At 67.0% G+C, this 17,623-nt stretch carries 14 protein-coding genes; 7 read left to right on the top strand and 7 right to left on the bottom strand.

Annotation, left to right across the window (positions count from 1 at the left end):
- Positions 1-10: 10 nt before the first annotated feature.
- Complete coding sequence (locus tag L8F96_RS11025) at positions 11-379, top strand: JAB domain-containing protein (protein ID WP_197075442.1); 369 nt, start codon at positions 11-13, stop codon at positions 377-379.
- Here L8F96_RS11025 and L8F96_RS11020 read toward each other — a convergent pair.
- The 4 genes from L8F96_RS11020 to L8F96_RS11005 all read right to left on the bottom strand — a co-directional run bounded on the left by L8F96_RS11020 (position 302) and on the right by L8F96_RS11005 (position 6,163).
- Complete coding sequence (locus L8F96_RS11020) at positions 302-1,078, bottom strand: class I SAM-dependent methyltransferase (RefSeq protein ID WP_334656076.1); 777 nt, start codon at positions 1,076-1,078, stop codon at positions 302-304. The two genes, L8F96_RS11025 and L8F96_RS11020, sit on opposite strands and share 78 nt — an antisense overlap.
- 47 nt (positions 1,079-1,125) lie before the next feature.
- A complete protein-coding gene (gene prfB / locus L8F96_RS11015; protein ID WP_046408439.1) occupies positions 1,126-2,253 on the bottom strand; it encodes a peptide chain release factor 2 in 1,128 nt (375 codons plus the stop codon).
- Positions 2,254-2,369: 116 nt separating this feature from the next.
- On the bottom strand, positions 2,370-4,880 hold the full coding sequence (locus L8F96_RS11010; protein WP_125945184.1) for a penicillin-binding protein 1A: 2,511 nt from the start codon (positions 4,878-4,880) through the stop codon (positions 2,370-2,372).
- Positions 4,881-4,966: 86 nt separating this feature from the next.
- Positions 4,967-6,163: an N-acetylmuramoyl-L-alanine amidase gene (locus L8F96_RS11005; protein ID WP_125945183.1), complete on the bottom strand. Its 1,197-nt coding sequence runs from the start codon at positions 6,161-6,163 to the stop codon at positions 4,967-4,969.
- 516 nt (positions 6,164-6,679) lie between these two features.
- Here L8F96_RS11005 and L8F96_RS11000 point away from each other — a divergent pair.
- From L8F96_RS11000 to L8F96_RS10990, 3 genes are all read left to right on the top strand, one after another.
- The gene (locus L8F96_RS11000; RefSeq protein ID WP_334656075.1) at positions 6,680-9,415 is read left to right on the top strand and encodes an Rne/Rng family ribonuclease; all 2,736 of its coding nucleotides are present in this window, start codon (positions 6,680-6,682) and stop codon (positions 9,413-9,415) included.
- Positions 9,416-9,599: 184 nt separating this feature from the next.
- On the top strand, positions 9,600-10,910 hold the full coding sequence (locus L8F96_RS10995; protein ID WP_046408445.1) for a M48 family metalloprotease: 1,311 nt from the start codon (positions 9,600-9,602) through the stop codon (positions 10,908-10,910).
- A complete protein-coding gene (locus tag L8F96_RS10990; RefSeq protein WP_417158967.1) occupies positions 10,907-11,629 on the top strand; it encodes a DsbA family protein in 723 nt (240 codons plus the stop codon). The genes L8F96_RS10995 and L8F96_RS10990 overlap by 4 nt, the downstream gene beginning before the upstream one ends.
- Before the next feature lie 10 nt (positions 11,630-11,639).
- Here the strand turns inward: L8F96_RS10990 and L8F96_RS10985 are convergent, their stop codons facing one another.
- From L8F96_RS10985 to L8F96_RS10975, 3 genes are all read right to left on the bottom strand, one after another.
- On the bottom strand, positions 11,640-12,320 hold the full coding sequence (locus L8F96_RS10985; RefSeq protein ID WP_046408448.1) for an HPP family protein: 681 nt from the start codon (positions 12,318-12,320) through the stop codon (positions 11,640-11,642).
- Positions 12,321-12,325: 5 nt separating this feature from the next.
- On the bottom strand, positions 12,326-14,146 hold the full coding sequence (locus tag L8F96_RS10980) for a DUF885 domain-containing protein (RefSeq protein ID WP_417158966.1): 1,821 nt from the start codon (positions 14,144-14,146) through the stop codon (positions 12,326-12,328).
- A 281-nt stretch (positions 14,147-14,427) separates the two neighbouring features.
- The gene (locus L8F96_RS10975) at positions 14,428-15,258 is read right to left on the bottom strand and encodes a cold-shock protein (protein WP_301091774.1); all 831 of its coding nucleotides are present in this window, start codon (positions 15,256-15,258) and stop codon (positions 14,428-14,430) included.
- A gap of 282 nt (positions 15,259-15,540) precedes the next feature.
- Between L8F96_RS10975 and L8F96_RS10970 the strand changes: the two genes are divergently transcribed.
- The 3 genes from L8F96_RS10970 (at position 15,541) to L8F96_RS10960 (ending at position 17,488) form a co-directional block, all read left to right on the top strand.
- Positions 15,541-16,161: a ribonuclease D gene (locus tag L8F96_RS10970; protein ID WP_125945180.1), complete on the top strand. Its 621-nt coding sequence runs from the start codon at positions 15,541-15,543 to the stop codon at positions 16,159-16,161.
- A 143-nt stretch (positions 16,162-16,304) separates the two neighbouring features.
- Complete coding sequence (gene lptC / locus L8F96_RS10965; protein WP_125945179.1) at positions 16,305-16,943, top strand: LPS export ABC transporter periplasmic protein LptC; 639 nt, start codon at positions 16,305-16,307, stop codon at positions 16,941-16,943.
- A gap of 5 nt (positions 16,944-16,948) precedes the next feature.
- Positions 16,949-17,488, top strand: a complete 540-nt coding sequence (locus L8F96_RS10960; RefSeq protein WP_334656004.1) for an LptA/OstA family protein — start codon at positions 16,949-16,951, stop codon at positions 17,486-17,488.
- Positions 17,489-17,623 lie beyond the last annotated feature (135 nt).

The following is a 17,623-nucleotide window of genomic DNA, read 5'->3' as shown; positions in this document are numbered from 1 at the left end:
AACGAAGGAGATGCAAAATCTCGACCCTGCCACGGTGCAGCACCTTCAAAGCCTGGCAGGGGCGCGGCACGAATCGGTGGCGTTCGTCTTTCTCAGCACCGCCGGGGCAACCCTGGGGCTCCAGCATGTGTCCTCACGCGAAATGGCCTCGGTCGAGGTGCCGCTTCGCTCGGTGGTCGGTGTCGCGCTCGCCATGGGCGCGCGGGAGATCGTGATGGCGCATAATCACCCCTCGGGCGATCCGGAGCCGACGGCGGAGGATTTCCGCACCACCCGTCGCGTCGCGGACGTGCTGAGCAGCCTAGGGATTCGGCTGGTCGACCATCTCGTGCTGGCTGGCGACGCCATGGTCAGCTTTCGCGCCCGCGGCCTTTTGTGACGGCGACAGGCGGCACGACCTGATATCCTTCGGCTCCGGCCGCGCGCCCACCGCGCGGAAGGTGGAGAAATAACCGCCGGCCGACGCCATCGGCGTCATCGTCACCATCTGATAACCGACCGCGGCAAATTCGCAGCGGAGCAGCGCCGGCGGGGTGCCATGATTGGCGGTGGGGCGGTCCGCATCCACCACCACCACCAGACCGCCGGGGCGAAGCGCCGGGCGCATCCGCCAGAGGAACTCATACGGCTCCGCGATCTCATGATACATGTGCACCATGAAGATACGGTCGAAGCTGTTTTCCGGCAGCTTCGGGTCCGCCCCCTCGCCCAGCTTGACGCTGACATTGTCCAGCCGCTCGCGCGCCACGCGCTCCGCCAGCATGTCGCGCACCGCGGGGATCACGTCCTGCGCCAGAACGCGGCCGTCCTCGCCCACCTTCTGCGCCAGGCGGATGGTGTAATAGCCTTCGCCAGCGCCAATGTCGGCGACGGTCATGCCCGGCTTGATCGCGGCCTTCGCCATCACCGCCCCCGCCTCGTTCAACCGGTCACGCGCCTCCTCATTCGACCAGCGCGACGAGACGATCGTCGCCACCGGCCGGTCGGCGACCGGGAACGGACCGGGCTCCTTGGGGTCCTTGCGGATCAGCGGCTCGCCGCCGTCGCACGCCGCCAGCAACAGCAGCGCGAGCGCCATCGCGCCCCCGCGGCGCCGGAAGGTGGGAGACGGGGCGTCGGTCACGCTCAGTCGACGTCCTCCACCTCGACCGCCTCACCCGTCACGCGCTGCGCCAGCGCCGCCGCCATGAAATCGTCGAGATCACCGTCGAGCACGTCGCCCGGCGAGGTAGAGGTCGTGCCGGTGCGCAGGTCCTTCACCAGCTGATACGGCTGCAGCACATAGGACCGGATCTGGTGGCCCCAGCCGATGTCGGTCTTCGCCGCATTGACCGTATTGGCCTCTTCCTCGCGCTTGCGCAGCTCATGCTCGTACAGGCGGGCACGCAGCTGATTATACGCCTCCGCCTTGTTCTTGTGCTGCGACCGCTGGTTCTGGCAGGCGACCACGATGCCGGTGGGCAAGTGGGTGATACGCACCGCCGAATCGGTCGTGTTGATGTGCTGCCCGCCCGCGCCCGACGCACGATAAGTGTCGATACGCAGCTCGCTGTCGTTGATCTCGATATCGATCGAATCGTCGATCACCGGATAGACCCACACGCTCGAGAAACTGGTGTGGCGACGCGCGGAGCTGTCATACGGGCTGATGCGTACGAGGCGGTGAACACCGCTCTCGACCTTGGCATAGCCATAGGCGTTCTCGCCCTTCACCAGCAGCGTCGCTGACTTGATCCCCGCCTGTTCGCCGGCGTGATAGTCGATCAGCTCGACCTTGTAGCCGTGCCGCTCTGCCCAGCGCGTGTACATGCGCTGCAGCATCTCGGCCCAGTCCTGGCTTTCGGTGCCGCCGGCGCCGGCGTTGATCTCGATATAGGTGTCGTTCGCGTCGGCCTCGCCTGACAGCAGCGCCTTCACCTTGTCCTTCTGCGCACGTTCGGCGAGCTGCGCGAGTGCGGTAGTGCCCTCGGACGCCATCTCCTCGTCGCCCTCGGCCTCGGCCATCTCGATCAGCTCGGCGGTATCGCTCAGCTCGCGCTCGATCGTGCGCGTCGCGGTGATCGACTCGTCCAGCCGGCGGCGTTCGCGCATCACGTCCTGCGCAGCCTTGGGGTCGTTCCACAGCGTCGGATCCTCGACCCGCGCATTGAGTTCGTCGAGGCGCCTGAGCGCACGATCCCAGTCGAGGCTGCGCCGCAGCAGGGCGAGCGCCTCGTTGATCGTCGCTACATGGGCCTGCGCTTCGGCGCGCATGGTGATTCTCCAATCATCCGTCAGACCAGCGGGGTGCGGGAATCCAGCGATATGGCGCGGTCGGCCACTGAATTCCCGTGGTGCGGGGATGACGATCTAAATAACAAAGCGGCGACTTAGTAGATGCCGCCCTCTCGCTGCAAGAAGTCGCTGTCACTGGCCTGCTTCTTCGCCTCGGCGGTCGCGGACGCGCTGACGGCAGGCGCGCCCCCGGTACGGCGCACCGCGCGGCGGCCTTCCGCCTGCGGCTTGAACGCTTCCCAGATCACCGCTGGCTTGGGATCGTTGCCGCTCGGCCAGGCGCCGAACACCGGGCGTCCGCTCGCGCGATCGACGCGCACCATGCGAATGCCCTGCGGCGCGCGGAACGGCAGCACCTCCATCCCCTCATAGGCCTTGGTGGCCCATTGCTTGAAGATCGGCGCCGCCAGCGTGCCGCCCTGCGCATAACCGCCCAGGTTCACTGGCGAATCGTAACCAATGTAAACACCCGCCACCATTTGCGGCGTGCCGCCGATGAACCACACGTCCTTCGGCCCGGAATTGGTGCCGGTCTTGCCGAAGATCGGGCGGTTCAGGTCGCGCAATGTCGTCGCGGTGCCGCGCTGGATCACGCCCTCGGCAATGTGCACCATCTGGAACGCCGACATGGCGTCGAGTACCTGCTTGCCGCGCGCGATCGGCCGCGGCATCGGCTTGCCGTCCCAATCGGGCATGTTGCACCGGTCGCAGGCGCGCCAATTCTCCGGCCAGATCACCTGGCCGCGACGGTTCTGCACGAAATCGATCAACGTCGGGGAATGCCAGCGCCCCTGGTTGGCCAGCACGCCATAAGCGTTGACCATCTTCATGACGGTCGTCTCGCCAGCGCCCAGCGCATAGGAAAGATACGGCTGATAGTCGCCGATATCCATCGCCTTCATCAGCCGCACGACGTTCGCCATGCCAGTCTGCGCCGCGGCGCGCACCGTCATCAGGTTGCGCGACTGCTCCACGCCCCAGCGCATCGTCCGCGGACCCGCGCCGCGCGAATTGCCGAAGTTGCGGAAGCATTTCTGGCCCAGCCGCGCGCCCTGATCCACGCAGAACGGCCCATCGACGATGATCGAGGCCGGCGTCATGCCATGCTCCAGCGCGGCGGCGTAAACGATCGGCTTGATGGTCGAACCCGGCTGGCGCATCGCCTGCGTGGCGCGATTGAACGATTGGAGCGACGCGTCGAACCCGCCCTGCATCGCCAAGATACGGCCCGACTGCGGCTCCTGCACCACGAACCCGCCGGAGATCTTGGGCACCGAGCGAAGCGCGAACTGCCCGCCCTGCGGCGCCACCGCGATGATGTCGCCCGGCTCCAGCGTGCCGAACGCCGGCGTCGCCTTGCCACGCACCGGCATCTGCGCTGCCGCGCGCGGCAGCACGCCCTCCGTCCCGTTGGCAAAGCCGATTCGGGCAGCGGATGCGTCGCGCGAGATGATGATCGCCGGTCGCCAGTCATTATAGTCGAGCGTGACGTTGGTATTGAGCAGCGCCGACTGCCAGCGGTCGCCCTTGATCTCGACCTTGCGCAGCGGCCCGGAGAAACCACGGCCACGATCATAGCGCAGCAGGCCGTCGCGCAATGCCTGCGCCGCCGCTTCCTGCACCCCGCGGTCCATCGACGTGCGCACCCACAGGCCGCCCGAATAGACGCTGTTCGCCCCGTCGCGGGCGGTTTCGCCGAACTTGTCGATCAGCTCGCGGCGCACCTCCTCGACGAAATAGCCGCCGACCCGCTCGAACTTGGGCACCCGCGTGACGATCGCGCCGATCGGCTGCGCCTGCGCCTCGGCGCGCTGAGCCGCGGTGATGAAGCCATTGCGCTCCATCTCGCCCAGCGCCCAGTTGCGGCGGCTGATCGCCCGCTCGGTATCGCGGATCGGATCGTAATTGGCCGGCCCCTTCGGCAGGATGGCAAGATACGCCATCTGCGCGAGGTTCAGCTGGTCCAGCTCCTTGTCGAAATAGGCATGGCTCGCCGCCTCCACGCCATAAGCGTTCCGACCCAGGAAGATCTGGTTCAGGTACAATTCCAGGATCTGCGGCTTGGTCAGCGTATCCTCGATACGCCACGCCAGGATCGCCTCGCGGATCTTGCGCGTGGGCGAATATTCGTTGCCGATCAGCAGGTTCTTGGCGACCTGCTGGGTAATGGTCGATCCGCCCCGCGCGCGCTGCCCACTGCCCAGCTTCGACACATAGTCGATCACCGCGCCGGCAAGGCCGGGATAATCGACGCCATGATGCTCGAAGAAGGTCTTGTCCTCGGCCGCCAGGAAAGCGTTGACGAGCATCTTGGGATATTCGTTGAACGACAATTCGACCCGGCGCTCGCGGGCATAGGAATAGATTGGCGAGCCGTCGATCGCGCGCACGTTGGTCGGCAGCGGCGGCTCATAGGTCCGCAATTGCTCCACCGACGGCAGGTCGCGAGTGATGAACCACCAGCCACCGCCCGCGAGGAGCAGGCCGATCGCGGCAAGCACCGCCAGCGCCTTGAACCAGCGCCGCTGCCACAGGTCGGACAGGGTCTGGCGAAAGCCGGGCCCGCGACGTGCCAGCTTGATCGGTTCGGGAGAGTCAGACGCCATACGCAGCGCCGGTGTTTAGGCAGCGGCCATGCGGCTGGCAACAAGGCCGCGGAAAACTACGACAATGCGGGCGCCTGCGACGGTGATCAGCGCGCCGCCGTCTGCGTCATGCGCCGCGCGAAATACACCTCCACCGCGCGCCGCACGCTCTGCGCCACCCGCTCGCGCCCCTCGCGGCTGTCGAGGAAGGCGGCGTCCTGCGCGTTGGAGATATAGCCCGTCTCGAACAGCACCGACGGCATGTCCGGCGCCTTCAGCACCAGCAGCGATGCCATGCGATGGAAATTCTGCTTGGTCGGGATCAACGGCTTGGCCTCGCGCCCCAGCAACCGGGCAAAGCCGGCCGATGCGTTCATCGTCTCCCGCTGCGTCAGGTCGATCAGGATCGACGACACGTCGGAATCCTCGTCCAGATTGACCCCGGCGATGATGTCCGCCTTGTTCTCGCGCGCGGCCAGCCGCGCCGCTTCCTTGTCGGACGCGACGTCAGACAGCGTATAGGCGGTCGCGCCGGTCGCCTCGACATTGCCCGCGCTGTCGCAATGCACCGAAATGAACAGATCCGCGCCCAGCCGCCGCGCGATGCCGAACCGCTCGCGATGCAGGATATAGCGGTCGTCATCGCGCGTCAGCGCGACCCGCACCCGCCCCGAATCGAGCAGTTCGTCGCGGATCGCCTTGGCGATCTTCAGCGTCAGGTCCTTCTCGCGCAGCCCCGTTTCCGGGTTGATCGCGCCCGGATCATTGCCGCCATGTCCCGCGTCGATCACCACCAGCGGGCGGCTGTCATCGCCCTGCACCCGCGGCAGCACGGCCTTCTTCGCCTTCGGAACGGGAACGCTGACCTTGTACTTGGGCCGCGATTCTCCCCAGCCGAACGGCAGGAAGCTCAGCGGAGAGGCCGCGCTCGCCGCGGTGAAGCGCCGCCCGTCGACCTCGCGCAGCGACAGTTCCAGCTTGCGCCCCTCGTCGTCGAACGACCCCTTGGTCACGATCATCGGCTGCGCCAGATCCAGCACCACGCGCGCGCCATCCGCGCCGCGCCACCCCTGCCGGACCGCCGTCACCGCGCCATTGCCGCGGCTCGGCCCGCCCGGCCGCGCGCCATCAATATCGATCGCGATCCGCTGCGGTCCATCCAGAATGAAACTAGAGGCACCACGCACCGCTTCGTCAAAGCGGATGGTGATCCGGTCGTCGCCGACCTCGACACGCTCCACCCGTGCCGCCCACGCGGGCAGGGCCGGCAACAGGCCGGCAAATAACGCGAACAACACCGACATACCTCGTACATGCCGTGCCGGCCGCTTCTCGGTCCAGCGAAAAGCCATGGTACGCAAACCCTTCTTCCCTGTCGGGTCGGGATAATCGCCGCTTCTCAAGGCACCGTTTCATACCACGGTTAACGCCGCGTTCGGCAAGTTATTGCCGACCGGTCGGCAATCTTGTTCCGGTTGCCGAAGGATGACTTAGTTGCTACCTCCTGAATTGATCGGCGTGCGGTCGCCTATTGCGCCCGCCTCCGACCCACCGCCCAGCCGGCATTCGCGCCGGTGCGGGCCATCAGGTTGACGTTTGCATGTTGCATATCCCCGCACCGCAGTTCCGACCGGCCTTCGCCGGCGGCGCGGGCGTGGAAGCGGTCCAGGGCGTGTCGCCCGGCCATGCGCGGCAGACGAAGGCACAGTCCACCACCATCCGCGTGCCCGGCCAGACTGCGCCGGCACCGATTCATCATCGCGCGCCCCCGCCGTCCGGCGGCGTGAGGCGCGCGTGGAGACGTACTAATGACCATGCGCATGCTGATCGACGCACGCCACCGGGAGGAAACCCGCGTGGCCGTCGTCAAGGGAAATCGCATCGAAGAATTTGATTTCGAGAGTGCCGAGCGCAAGCAGCTCAAGGGGAATATCTATCTGGCCAAGGTGACGCGCGTTGAGCCGTCGCTGCAGGCGGCATTCGTCGATTACGGCGGCAACCGCCACGGCTTCCTCGCCTTCTCCGAAATCCATCCCGATTATTACCAGATCCCCAAGGAGGATCGCGAGGCGCTGCTGCGCGAGGAGGCGGAGCATGCCGCCGAGGAAGCGAAGCTGCGCGCCGAGCAGGAAGCGGCCGAGGATGATGACGGCGACATCCATGACGATGTCGACGATGCGCATGGCGACGACGCCGGCGATCTCGACGCCGTCGAGGGCGAGGAGGGCGAAGGCGCCCCGGCCCCGACCACCGGCATCAACGACGATCAGGTCGAGGCGCTGCGCCAGCGTCGCATGAACCTGCGCCGCCGCTACAAGATTCAGGACGTGATCCGCCGCCGCCAGGTGCTGCTGGTCCAGGTCGTGAAGGAAGAGCGCGGCAACAAGGGCGCGGCGCTGACCACCTATCTGTCGCTCGCCGGCCGCTATTGCGTGCTGATGCCCAACACGTCGCACGGCGGCGGCATCAGCCGGAAGATCAGCAATTCGTCCGATCGCAAGCGCCTGAAATCGATCATGGCCGAGCTGGAGCTGCCGCCCTCGATGGGCTGCATCGTGCGCACCGCCGGCCTCAGCCGCACCCGCACCGAGATCAAGCGCGACTTCGATTACCTCGCCCGCCTGTGGGACGGTATCCGCGAAAAGACGCTGACCAGCGCCGCGCCAGCGCTGATCTATGGCGACAGCGATCTCATCAAGCGCGCCATCCGCGACATCTACAACAAGGACATCGACGAGGTCATCGTCGAGGGGAACGACGGCTATCGCCAGGCGAAGGAATTCATGCGCCTGCTGATGCCCAGCCACGCGAAGCGGGTGAAGCATTACAGCGATCCCATTCCGCTGTTCCAGCGCTGCCATGTCGAGGATCAGCTCGCCGCCATGTACCACCCGGTGGTGCAGCTGAAGTCGGGTGGCTACCTCGTCATCAACCCGACCGAGGCTTTGGTCTCGATCGACATCAACTCCGGCCGTTCGACGCGCGAGCATAATATCGAGCAGACGGCGACCGCGACCAACCTTGAGGCGGCGCAGGAAATCGCCCGCCAGCTGCGCTTGCGCGACATGGCCGGCCTCGTCGTCATCGACTTCATCGACATGGACAACAATTCCAATGTCCGGAAGGTCGAGAAGGCGATGAAGGAGGCGCTGAAGAACGATCGCGCCCGCATCCAAGTCGGCCGCATCTCCAGCTTCGGCCTGATGGAAATGAGCCGCCAGCGCCTGCGCACCGGCGTGCTCGAAGCGTCGACCCGCCCCTGCCCGCATTGCGAAGGCACCGGCCTCGTCCGCACCGCGTCGTCGGCCGGCCTCAGCGCGCTTCGCCTGATCGAGGACGAGGCCGCACGCGGCCGCGGCTCGATCCTGACGCTGCGCGCCAGCGTCGAGGCGGCGGTGTACGTGCTCAACCGCAAGCGCGCCGACATTGCCGAGATCGAGGATCGCTACGGCGTGACGGTCGAGATCCTGCCCGACGGCGAGCAGGAAGGCGCCCGCATGGAGGTCATCGCCTCCGGCCCGCCGCCGGCCTATGCGCCCAAGTTCGATCCCCCCGTCGAGGAAATCGAGGAGGATATCCCCGAGGAGATCGAGGAAGAGGAAGACGAGGTGCTCGTCGAGGACGAGGCGCCGCGCTCCTCGGAAGATCGTGGCGACGAACCGCGCGAGGGTGGTCGCAAGCGCCGCCGCCGCCGTGGTCGCCGCGGCCGCTCGGGTGGCGAAGGCAGCGAACATGCCGAGGGCGCCGACGAGGCGATCGAGGTGCCTGCCTCCAACGCCGACCTTGCCGAAGACGAGCCGGTCGAGGCGGATGACGAGGGCGAGGCCTTCGAGGCAGCCGCTGAGACGTCGCACGATGGCGAGGGCGAGGGTGGACGCCGCCGCCGCAACCGTCGTGGACGTCGCCGTCGCCGTGAGAATGGTGATGGCCAGCATGCCGGTGCCGAAAACGGCGACCAGCAGGACGCCGCGTCGGTCGAGGCTCCGGTAGCGACCGAGGAAGCACCGGAAGAGGCGCCCGCCGTCGTCGAGGCAGCGCCGGTCGCGGTCGAGCCTGAGCAGCCGGTCGCCGAAGCCGCGCCCAAGACGCGCCGTCGTCCGCGCGCAAAGAAGGCCATCGAGGCACCGGTCGAGGCCGCACCGGCCGCGGAAGACGCCGCACCGATCCCGACCCCGGGCATCGAGGCGATCGCGCCGGCCGCCGAAGAGGCCGCTCCCGCGGAAGAGGCACCGGCCAAGCCGAAGCGTACGCGCCGCAAGAAGGCCGATGCCGCGGCACCAGCCGCCGACGCTGCCGAAGCGGCACCGGCCGGGGCCCCGGCTGCCGAAGAGGCGCCGGCCAAGCCGAAGCGCACCCGCCGCAAGAAGGCCGATGTGCCGGTCGTGGACGTGCCCTCCGCCGATCTGCCGCCGCCGCAGGCGACCGAGGAAGCCGCCGTTCCGGGCAGCGGCCCGGATGGCGCAGCGCCGGCCGACGAGGCTGCCGAGGGCAACGAAGAGTCCGCCGCTGAGGCAACGCCGCGGCGTGGCTGGTGGCAGCGCACCTTCGGCGCATGACGATCGGGTGAGGACAGTGATGCGCCGGGCTTCAGCGATGGTTCAGACGCCATCGGCATGGGTCCGGCGCATGGCTGTTCCTACCCAGCAACAGGCTGCGGGCGGCGACGTGACCGTGCATCGCGCTCCCGCCCCGCGGCGCCTGTCTGCCCTTCGGCTCGCCGCCGCTGCCACGCTTGCCTGCATGGTGCTGGCACAGCCGGCTCAGGCGCAGTCGATCCTGCGCGACGCCGAAACCGAATCGCTCCTGCATGACATGACGGCGCCGCTGGTCACCGCCGCGGGCCTGTCGCCGAGCGACGTTCGCGTCGTCCTGGTCAACGACGATTCGATCAACGCCTTCGTTGCCGGGGGCCAGATCGTCTATGTCCACTCCGGCACGCTGCAGGCGGCAAAGACCGCCAACGAAGTGCAGGGCGTCATCGCGCATGAACTGGGCCACATCACCGGCGGGCACGTCACGCTCGCCGGCCGCGGCTATCAGGAAGCGACCGGGATCACGATCCTGTCGATGGTGCTCGGCCTTGCGGCAATGGCGGCGGGCGCGGGCGAGGCTGGCGCCGGGCTCCTCGCCGCTGGCCAGCAGGCCGCCGTCGGCAAATACCTGTCCTTCTCGCGCCAGCAGGAAGCGTCCACCGACGCCGCCGGCGTCAAATACCTCAACGGCGCCGGCATCAGCGGCAAGGGGTATCTCAACTTCTTCAAGACGATGCAGCAGCTCGAATATCGCTACGGCATCACGCGCAAGGTTGAGTATATGCTCAGCCACCCGGTCTCGTCGGAGCGTATCGCCGCCATCTCCGAATCGCTGCAGGCGTCGCCGGCCTGGAACAAGCCGCTGAACCAGGACTGGGAGGAACGGTTCAAGCGGGTGCAGGCAAAGCTCGACGGCTATCTCCTGCCGCCCGCCCAGGCGCTGCAGAAATATCCGGAGAGCAACCAGACCATCTACGCCCATTATGCGCGCGCCTATGCCTATCATCGCGGCGGCTTCCCCGAGAAAGCGGATGCCGAGGCCGATGCACTGGTGCAGGCGAAGCCGACCGATCCCTATTTCCTCGAGATCAAGGGCCAAATCCTGCTCGAGGCGGGCAAGCCGACCGAGGCGCTGGCCCCGCTGCGCGCCGCGACCGAAGGCTCGCGCACCAATCCGCTGATCGCCACCACCTTCGGCCACGCGCTGATCGCGACCGAGGACAAGGCCAATTACGACGAGGCGAAGAAGGTGCTGCGCATCGCGGTCGCGCGGGATGATCAGAACCCCTTCGCCTGGCAGCAGCTCGGCACCGTCTATGACCGCATGGGCGATCCCGCCCGCGCCGCCCTCGCCACCGCCGAACGCGCCAGCATGATGGGCGACGCCCGGACGGCCGCGATCAGCGCCGGCTATGCGATGGGCGGCATTCCCCAGAACACGCCGGACTGGATCCGGGCACAGGATATCTCGATGACTTCTCAGCACGCACTCGAAGACGGCAAGAAGAAGCGTCGATGAACCGCCTTCAATTGCTGCTTCTCGTGGTGCTCGGCGCCACTTTCGGCGCTGGCGGCATGTGGCTCGCCGAACGGGCTGTTCCCGGCGAACTCTCCGGCGCTGACCGCAGCCGGGTCGAACAGATCGTGCGCGACTATGTGCTCGCCAACCCGGAAATCATACCCCAGGCCATGCAGCGCCTGCAGGAACGCGAAGGCGAAAAGGCGATCGCGGCCGATCGCTCGCGCATCGAGACGCCGTACAAGGGCGCCGTGATGGGCAATCCCGATGGCGACGTCACCCTGGTCGAATTCTTCGACTACAATTGCGGTTACTGCCGCGCGAGCCTTCCGATCATCGAACAATTGATCGAACGCGACCCGAAGGTTCGGGTCGTTTTCCGCGAGCTTCCCATTCTGGCCGAGGAAAGCCGGGATGCGGCCAGAGCATCGCTGGCGGCGGCCGCACAGGGCCGGTTCGTGCCGTTCCACAATGCACTTTACGCCGCCGGCCCGGTCACCGCCGACAGCATCGCCTCCGCGGCACGCACGGCCGGCGTCGACCTTAGCAAGATCCCGGACGATGCCGATACCGAGATCGCCGGCAACATCGGCCTTGCGACAAAGCTCGGCATTTCCGGCACCCCGGCCTGGGTGGTGGGCGACCGCGTCCTGTCCGGAGCGCTGCCGCTCGACCGCCTACAGGACGCCGTCGCCGCGGCCCGCGCGCGCGGAAAATAGCCGAAGCGGCCTACCGCGTGCGGCGCTGTTGCGGCGCTGCTCGCCGGACGGCGGCATGATGGACCGCCCGCTGCACCAGAAACGTCAGATCCTCGCGATCGATGTCATAGGTTTCGCTCAGATCCTCGAGCGCGCGGTCGACATCCTCCCGGTCCGGCGCGCCATGCTGGACGACCGCCGGCGGCCGGTGCGGGTAGGAATGACCGGAAAAGCGGTGAAAGGCGACGGCCGCCAGCGTCAGCAGCACCGCATTCAACCCCACCGGCACCACCGCAAACCAATATCCGGTGGACAGCACCACGGGGCCACCCACCACCGCGGTCAGGGCGGCCGCGCCGCCAGGCGGGTGCAGGCAGCGGCACAGCGACATGATCAGGATCGCGCCGCCCACCGCCACCCCGGCGGCCAGCGCCACATCGGGGATCAGCTTGGCCGCCGTGACGCCGACGAACGCTGAGATGGTGTTGCCGCCAATCACCGGCCATGGCTGCGCCAGCGGGCTCGCCGGGACCGCGAACACCAGCACCGCTGCCGCGCCCATCGGGGCAACCAGCCAGGGGCTCAGGCCGACCGGGTGAAGCAGCGCAAGCGCCAGCGCCCCGGTCAGCCCGATGCCGATCACGCCGCCGGCGCTCGCCACCAAACGGTCGCGCAATGTCCCGCCGGCAAGGATTGCGTGGAAGATCGCCATGCCGGTCAGCGCTGGCTGGCGATCCAGTCGGCGACCTTGCGCTCCAGCACCGGCATGGGCAGCGCGCCGGTATCCAGCAGCGTCGCGTGGAAGCCGCGCGGGTCGAACTTCGCACCCAGCTTCTGCTTCGCGGCCGCCTTCAGCCGCAACATCGTCAGCTGCCCGATCTTGTACGCAAGCGCCTGTCCGGGGATCGCGATGTACCGCTCGACCTCTGCCGTCGCGTCGCTCTCCGGCATCGGCGAATTGTCGATCATGTAGCGGATCGCCTGCTCGCGCGTCCAACCCTTGGCGTGGATCCCGGTATCGACCACCAGCCGCATCGCGCGCAGCATCTCGTCGTTCAGCCCGCCCATCCGCTGGTAGGGATCGGTCTCGACGCCCAGTTCGGGATAGAGCGTCTCGGCATAGAGGCCCCAGCCCTCAACAAAGGCCGTGTTGCCACCAAAGCGCATGAAGGCAGGAAGGCTCTCGTTTTCCTGGGCCAGGCTGATCTGGAAATGGTGACCGGGCACCGCCTCGTGCAGGTACAGCGTCTCCATGCCCCAGAGATAACGGTTCGCCAGATCATAAGTGTTGTAATAGAAGATGCCCGGACGCGAACCGTCGGGGGTCCCCGACTGGTAGGAGCCGGCGGCGGCGGTCTTCTCGCGGAAGGCCGGCACCGGCCGGATGTCGAGCGGGGTTTCCGGGATCAGCGCGAACTGCTCGCGCACCCGCGCGTCAACCTTCTTGCCGATCTCGGCATAGCCCGCCGCGATCTCTTCCGCCGACTTGGGCTGGAAGCGCGCATCGGTCCTCAGATGCTGGAAGAATTGCGGAAGGCTGCCCTGAAAACCGGCGCGGTCCTTCTGCTTTTCCATCTCCGCCAGGATCCGCGCCACTTCGCGCAGGCCCAGCTGATGCACCTCCTCCGCCTTCAGCGGCAGGGTCGTGTTGCTCTCGATCAGATAGTCATAATAAGCGGCGCCCCCGGGCAATGCAGAGGTGCCGATCGTGTCGCGCGCCTCGGGCAGATATTCCTGCTGCAGGAACGCGCGCAGGCGCTGATGGGCCGGGTTCAGCACGTCGCGCACTTGCTTGGCATAAGCCGCCGTCAGCCGCGTACGATCCGCCGCACGCACCGCATCGGGGAACTTGGTCACCGGCTCGTAGAACAAGGATTCCGCGACCGACGGCGCGAGCAGATTGTCGAGCTGCCCGATCACATTCTGCACCACCAGGCGCGGCGGCATGATGCCCTGCGCCATGCCCTCGCGGGCACGCACGATCATGCGATCAACCAACGCCGCATATTGCGCGTTGCGCTTCAGATTGTTGTCGTAATCCTCGGTCGTCTTGAACGGAGCAGCCCCCTGCCCCGAGGCGAATTCCGGGTAGAAGGTCTGAAAGCCGCGAAAGTGGTTGATCGGCAGGACGTCGCTGATCCGGCGCAAGGCAGGATCAAACGCCTTCAGGTCGCGCGCGCGATCACTTTCGAAAACGTCGTAGGCAATGCGGTCGACGGCACCCAGCTTGGAACGGTCAATCTTCCGCAGCGCGTTCAGATCGTCGACGAGCGCCTGGCGTTCAGCCTCGTCATAGGCGCGGGTGTAATAGTCGCCGAGGCGGTCGGCGTAGCGCAGGTCGCCGCGCGAGATTGCTTCGATCGGGTTGCGACGCAACGCCGCCTCGTTGCTCTCCTCGAACAGGCGGCGCAGCTTCGCGCCTTCCGCGGCCTGTGCAGCGGTGGGCGCGGCAGCCCGCGGGGCCGCGGCGGGGCTTGTTTGAGCGATGGCGAGCGTGGGAATAGCGACGGACAGCAGGAGCGGGAGGACGAGGCGCAACAGACGACCTTTCGATGGGGCTGCGCGTCACCTAGAGCCTGTCCCCCCACCGCGGCAATGGTCGCGCGTCATACAATCGCTCGCATCGCCGGATCCGGGGATCGCATCCCGATTCTCGGGGGAAGATATGGCGGGACCCAGGCAGAACAGCCCGCTCGTCGCTCCCCTCATCCGGAGCGCCATCTGAGTCGTACGCCGCATCGCGGGGGAAGGCGCAAACGAAAATGGGCCGCCCGGTTGCCCCGGACGGCCCTTCCCTCTCCTATGGCAGAAGCGGGGTGTTAGCTCGACGTCGACAGGTTGACCGCTGCATACTTGCCGCGACGATCGACTTCGATCTCGAACGACAGGCGATCGCCCTCGTTCAGGCTCGACATGCCGGCACGCTCGACAGCAGAGATGTGCACGAAGGCATCCGGCTGGCCATCATCGCGCTGGATGAAACCGAAGCCCTTCATCGCGTTGAAGAACTTGACCGTTCCGGTCGCCTTCTCGCCCGTCAGCTGACGCTGCGGGGCGCCAGCACCGCCAGCACGCGGCGCGCGCTCGGCACCGAAGCCGCCCTCGCGCGGTGCGCGCTCGGTCACCGGCATCGGCTCGCCCTCGATCTTGAGGTCGGTCGCCGAGATGCGGCCGCCACGATCGACGAGGGTGAAGCCAAGCGGCTGACCTTCGGCAAGGCCCGTCAGGCCGGCCTGCTCGACCGCGGAGATGTGAACGAAGACGTCTTCGCCGCCGTCATCGCGGACCACGAAGCCAAAGCCCTTCTGCGCGTTGAAGAACTTGACCACGCCGGTACCCTCGCCGACGACCTGCGGCGGCATGCGGTTACCACCGCCAAAGCCGCCACCGCCGCCGCCGCGGAAACCACCGCCGCCGCCGCCGCCGCCGAAGCCGCCGCCGCCGAAGCCGCCACCGCCGCCACGGAAGCCACCGCCGCCGCCACCAAAGCCGCCGCGATCACCACCGAAACCACCACGGTCGCCGCCGAAACCGCCGCCGCCAAAACCACCGCCACCGAAGTCGCCGCCGAAATCGCCGCCGCCGAAGTCATCGCGCTTGTCGCGCCCGCGTCCGCCACGATTGCCGCGGCCACCTTTGTCGTAACCCATAAACCCTGTTCGTCTTCCCGCTCCGCCCGCAAAATCGTTCAAGATCCGCGCGATGGACGGCCGGCGCGGAGCTCCGTGACGCGAAAGCTGATGCGCCACGAGACTCGTCATAGCGCATCCGCGCACCTACCGCGAATAGAATCGTCACCAAAAACAAGTATTACGCTGCGATCATTGCGCAACTGTCGCGTTGAAGGCACAGCCCGTCGCTGGATTTTCTGCAGAATGTGGGCGCTGCGGTGTGTTGTTGAGCCTTTTGGCGCGCCGCGCTAGGGCATCACGATGGCCGTATATTTTCATGAAGAAGACCTGCCGGGCGATGTGTTCGTTCCGGGAGCCCCGCTTGCCGTCGACACCGAAACCATGGGGCTCATCACGCCGCGTGACCGGTTGTGCCTGGTGCAGATTTCCGACGGCACCGGCGATGAGCATCTGGTGCGGTTCAACCCCGGGTCCGATTATGCCGCCCCCCATCTGCGGGCGGCGCTCGCCGATCCGGCGCGGCTCAAACTCTACCATTTCGGCCGTTTCGATATCGCCGCGATCCGCCACTACATGGGGATTGTCGCGGCCCCGGTCTATTGCACCAAGATCGCCTCGCGGCTGGTGCGCACCTACACCGACCGGCACGGCCTGAAGGAGCTGGTTCGCGAATTGCTGGGGCAGGACATCTCCAAGCAGCAGCAATCGTCCGACTGGGGCGGTCCCGACCTGAACGACGCGCAGCGTGAATATGCCGCCTCGGACGTGCGCTACCTCCATCGCCTGCGCGAGGAACTGGATCGGCGACTCGCCCGCGAGGGTCGCACGGCGCTGGCGCAGGCTTGCTTCGACTTCCTGCCGCACCGTGCCGAGCTTGATCTCGCCGGCTGGCCGGAAACCGACATCTTCGCCCATGCCTGAGCCACACCCCGCTTGTGATGGCGGCGCGGCGCCTGAGCGCGCCGTGTTGGCACGAAGCAAGGCGGGACTGCGGCTTTTTGGGCGCTCGTCGCGTTTGATGCCCGCCGGGCGACCGGCGACGGGCAAGGGGAATGGCGTCACGCATGTCTGAAATAGCCATCCGGGAACGCTCCAGGCGGCAGCGCTGGGCGGCACCGGGCAGCCGGCACGATCGGTTGATCTCGGTGATGTACTGGCTGCTGCCCGTACTGATCGGCGTTCTGGCGGCCTTTCTGGTGATGGCCCCGCTGACGCGCGCTGGGGACGTGTCGTTCGTTCTGGACAAGAACAAGGTGGAGGTCGCCAAGGAGCGGCTGAAGATCCAGAAGGCGCAATATCGCGGCTCCGACGCTAAGGGCCAGCCCTTCACGCTCGACGCCGGCTCGGCGGTGCAGCGCAGCTCGGCCGAACCGGTGGTACAGCTCAACGAACTGATCGCGCGCATCCGGCTGGAGGATGGCCCGGCGTCGCTGACCGCCCCCAGCGGCCGCTACGACATGGAAAGCGAGCGGGTGAATGTGGACGGGCCGATCGCGTTTCGCGGGCCCAACAACTACACACTCGACACTCAGGATGCCGAGGTCGACCTGAAAACCCGCAAGCTGCGCTCGCGCGAGGCGGTGACGGGCACGGTATCGCAGGGAACGTTCAGCGCGGACCGGCTCGATGCCGATCTGGAGGCGCGAACCGTCACGTTGCGCGGCAATGCCCGCTTGCGCGTGAACCCGCGAGGGGCGAGATAGCGCGCATGACACGTCCGGTCCTTCTCGCCCTTTGCCTGGCAACCGCTCCGCTGGCGACCACGGCCGGTGCTCAGACGCGGCACAATACCAACGCGCCGATCGACTTTGCGGCGGACACGATCGAGCTTCAGGATCGCGCCAACCGCGCGGTACTGCTGGGCAATGTGTCGGTTCGCCAGGCCGAAATGTCGCTGAGCGCCACGCGAATGACGGTGAACTACACCGGCCAGATCGTGGACGGGAACCCGCAGGTATCGCGGCTGGACGCATCGGGCGGGGTCGTCGTGCGTCGCCCTGATCAGACGGCGCGCAGCCAGTTCGCCGTGTATGACCTGAACCGTCGCGTCATCACCATGATCGGCGGCGTCTCGCTGACGCAGGGCGCCAATACAGTGAACGGCGGCCGCCTGACGATCAACCTCGACACCGGCCGCGCGGTGATGGACGGATCGTCGGTTCGCGGGGGCGGCAGTGGCTCGGGCAATGTCACGACGGCGCCGTCGGGTCGCGTCACCGGCACCTTCTCCGTTCCGAAGCGGAACTGACCGGGAGCAACCCGCCGCGATCGGGGGTTTCCCTCTGCGCGTGCATTATGCATCATCACTGATGAATGTTTCTGATGCATGATTCCTGCCAGTTGCCATTCGACTGACGAGGCACTGGAACGATTGGCGAGGCAA

This window comes from Sphingomonas panaciterrae, assembly GCF_036890205.1.
Taxonomy (GTDB): domain Bacteria; phylum Pseudomonadota; class Alphaproteobacteria; order Sphingomonadales; family Sphingomonadaceae; genus Sphingomonas; species Sphingomonas panaciterrae.
This window is presented reverse-complemented; position numbering and strand designations above follow the sequence as displayed.

What these genes read in the sequence shown, in the direction of transcription:
- L8F96_RS11025 (WP_197075442.1), top strand. Translation starts at nt 11, where the DNA reads ATGCAAAATCTCGACCCTGCCACGGTGCAGCACCTTCAAAGCCTGGCA.
- L8F96_RS11020 (WP_334656076.1), bottom strand. Translation starts at nt 1,078, where the DNA reads ATGGCGCTCGCGCTGCTGTTGCTGGCGGCGTGCGACGGCGGCGAGCCG.
- prfB (WP_046408439.1), bottom strand. Translation starts at nt 2,253, where the DNA reads ATGCGCGCCGAAGCGCAGGCCCATGTAGCGACGATCAACGAGGCGCTC.
- L8F96_RS11010 (WP_125945184.1), bottom strand. Translation starts at nt 4,880, where the DNA reads ATGGCGTCTGACTCTCCCGAACCGATCAAGCTGGCACGTCGCGGGCCC.
- L8F96_RS11005 (WP_125945183.1), bottom strand. Translation starts at nt 6,163, where the DNA reads ATGTCGGTGTTGTTCGCGTTATTTGCCGGCCTGTTGCCGGCCCTGCCC.
- L8F96_RS11000 (WP_334656075.1), top strand. Translation starts at nt 6,680, where the DNA reads ATGCTGATCGACGCACGCCACCGGGAGGAAACCCGCGTGGCCGTCGTC.
- L8F96_RS10995 (WP_046408445.1), top strand. Translation starts at nt 9,600, where the DNA reads ATGGTGCTGGCACAGCCGGCTCAGGCGCAGTCGATCCTGCGCGACGCC.
- L8F96_RS10990 (WP_417158967.1), top strand. Translation starts at nt 10,907, where the DNA reads ATGAACCGCCTTCAATTGCTGCTTCTCGTGGTGCTCGGCGCCACTTTC.
- L8F96_RS10985 (WP_046408448.1), bottom strand. Translation starts at nt 12,320, where the DNA reads ATGGCGATCTTCCACGCAATCCTTGCCGGCGGGACATTGCGCGACCGT.
- L8F96_RS10975 (WP_301091774.1), bottom strand. Translation starts at nt 15,258, where the DNA reads ATGGGTTACGACAAAGGTGGCCGCGGCAATCGTGGCGGACGCGGGCGC.
- L8F96_RS10970 (WP_125945180.1), top strand. Translation starts at nt 15,541, where the DNA reads ATGGCCGTATATTTTCATGAAGAAGACCTGCCGGGCGATGTGTTCGTT.
- lptC (WP_125945179.1), top strand. Translation starts at nt 16,305, where the DNA reads ATGTCTGAAATAGCCATCCGGGAACGCTCCAGGCGGCAGCGCTGGGCG.
- L8F96_RS10960 (WP_334656004.1), top strand. Translation starts at nt 16,949, where the DNA reads ATGACACGTCCGGTCCTTCTCGCCCTTTGCCTGGCAACCGCTCCGCTG.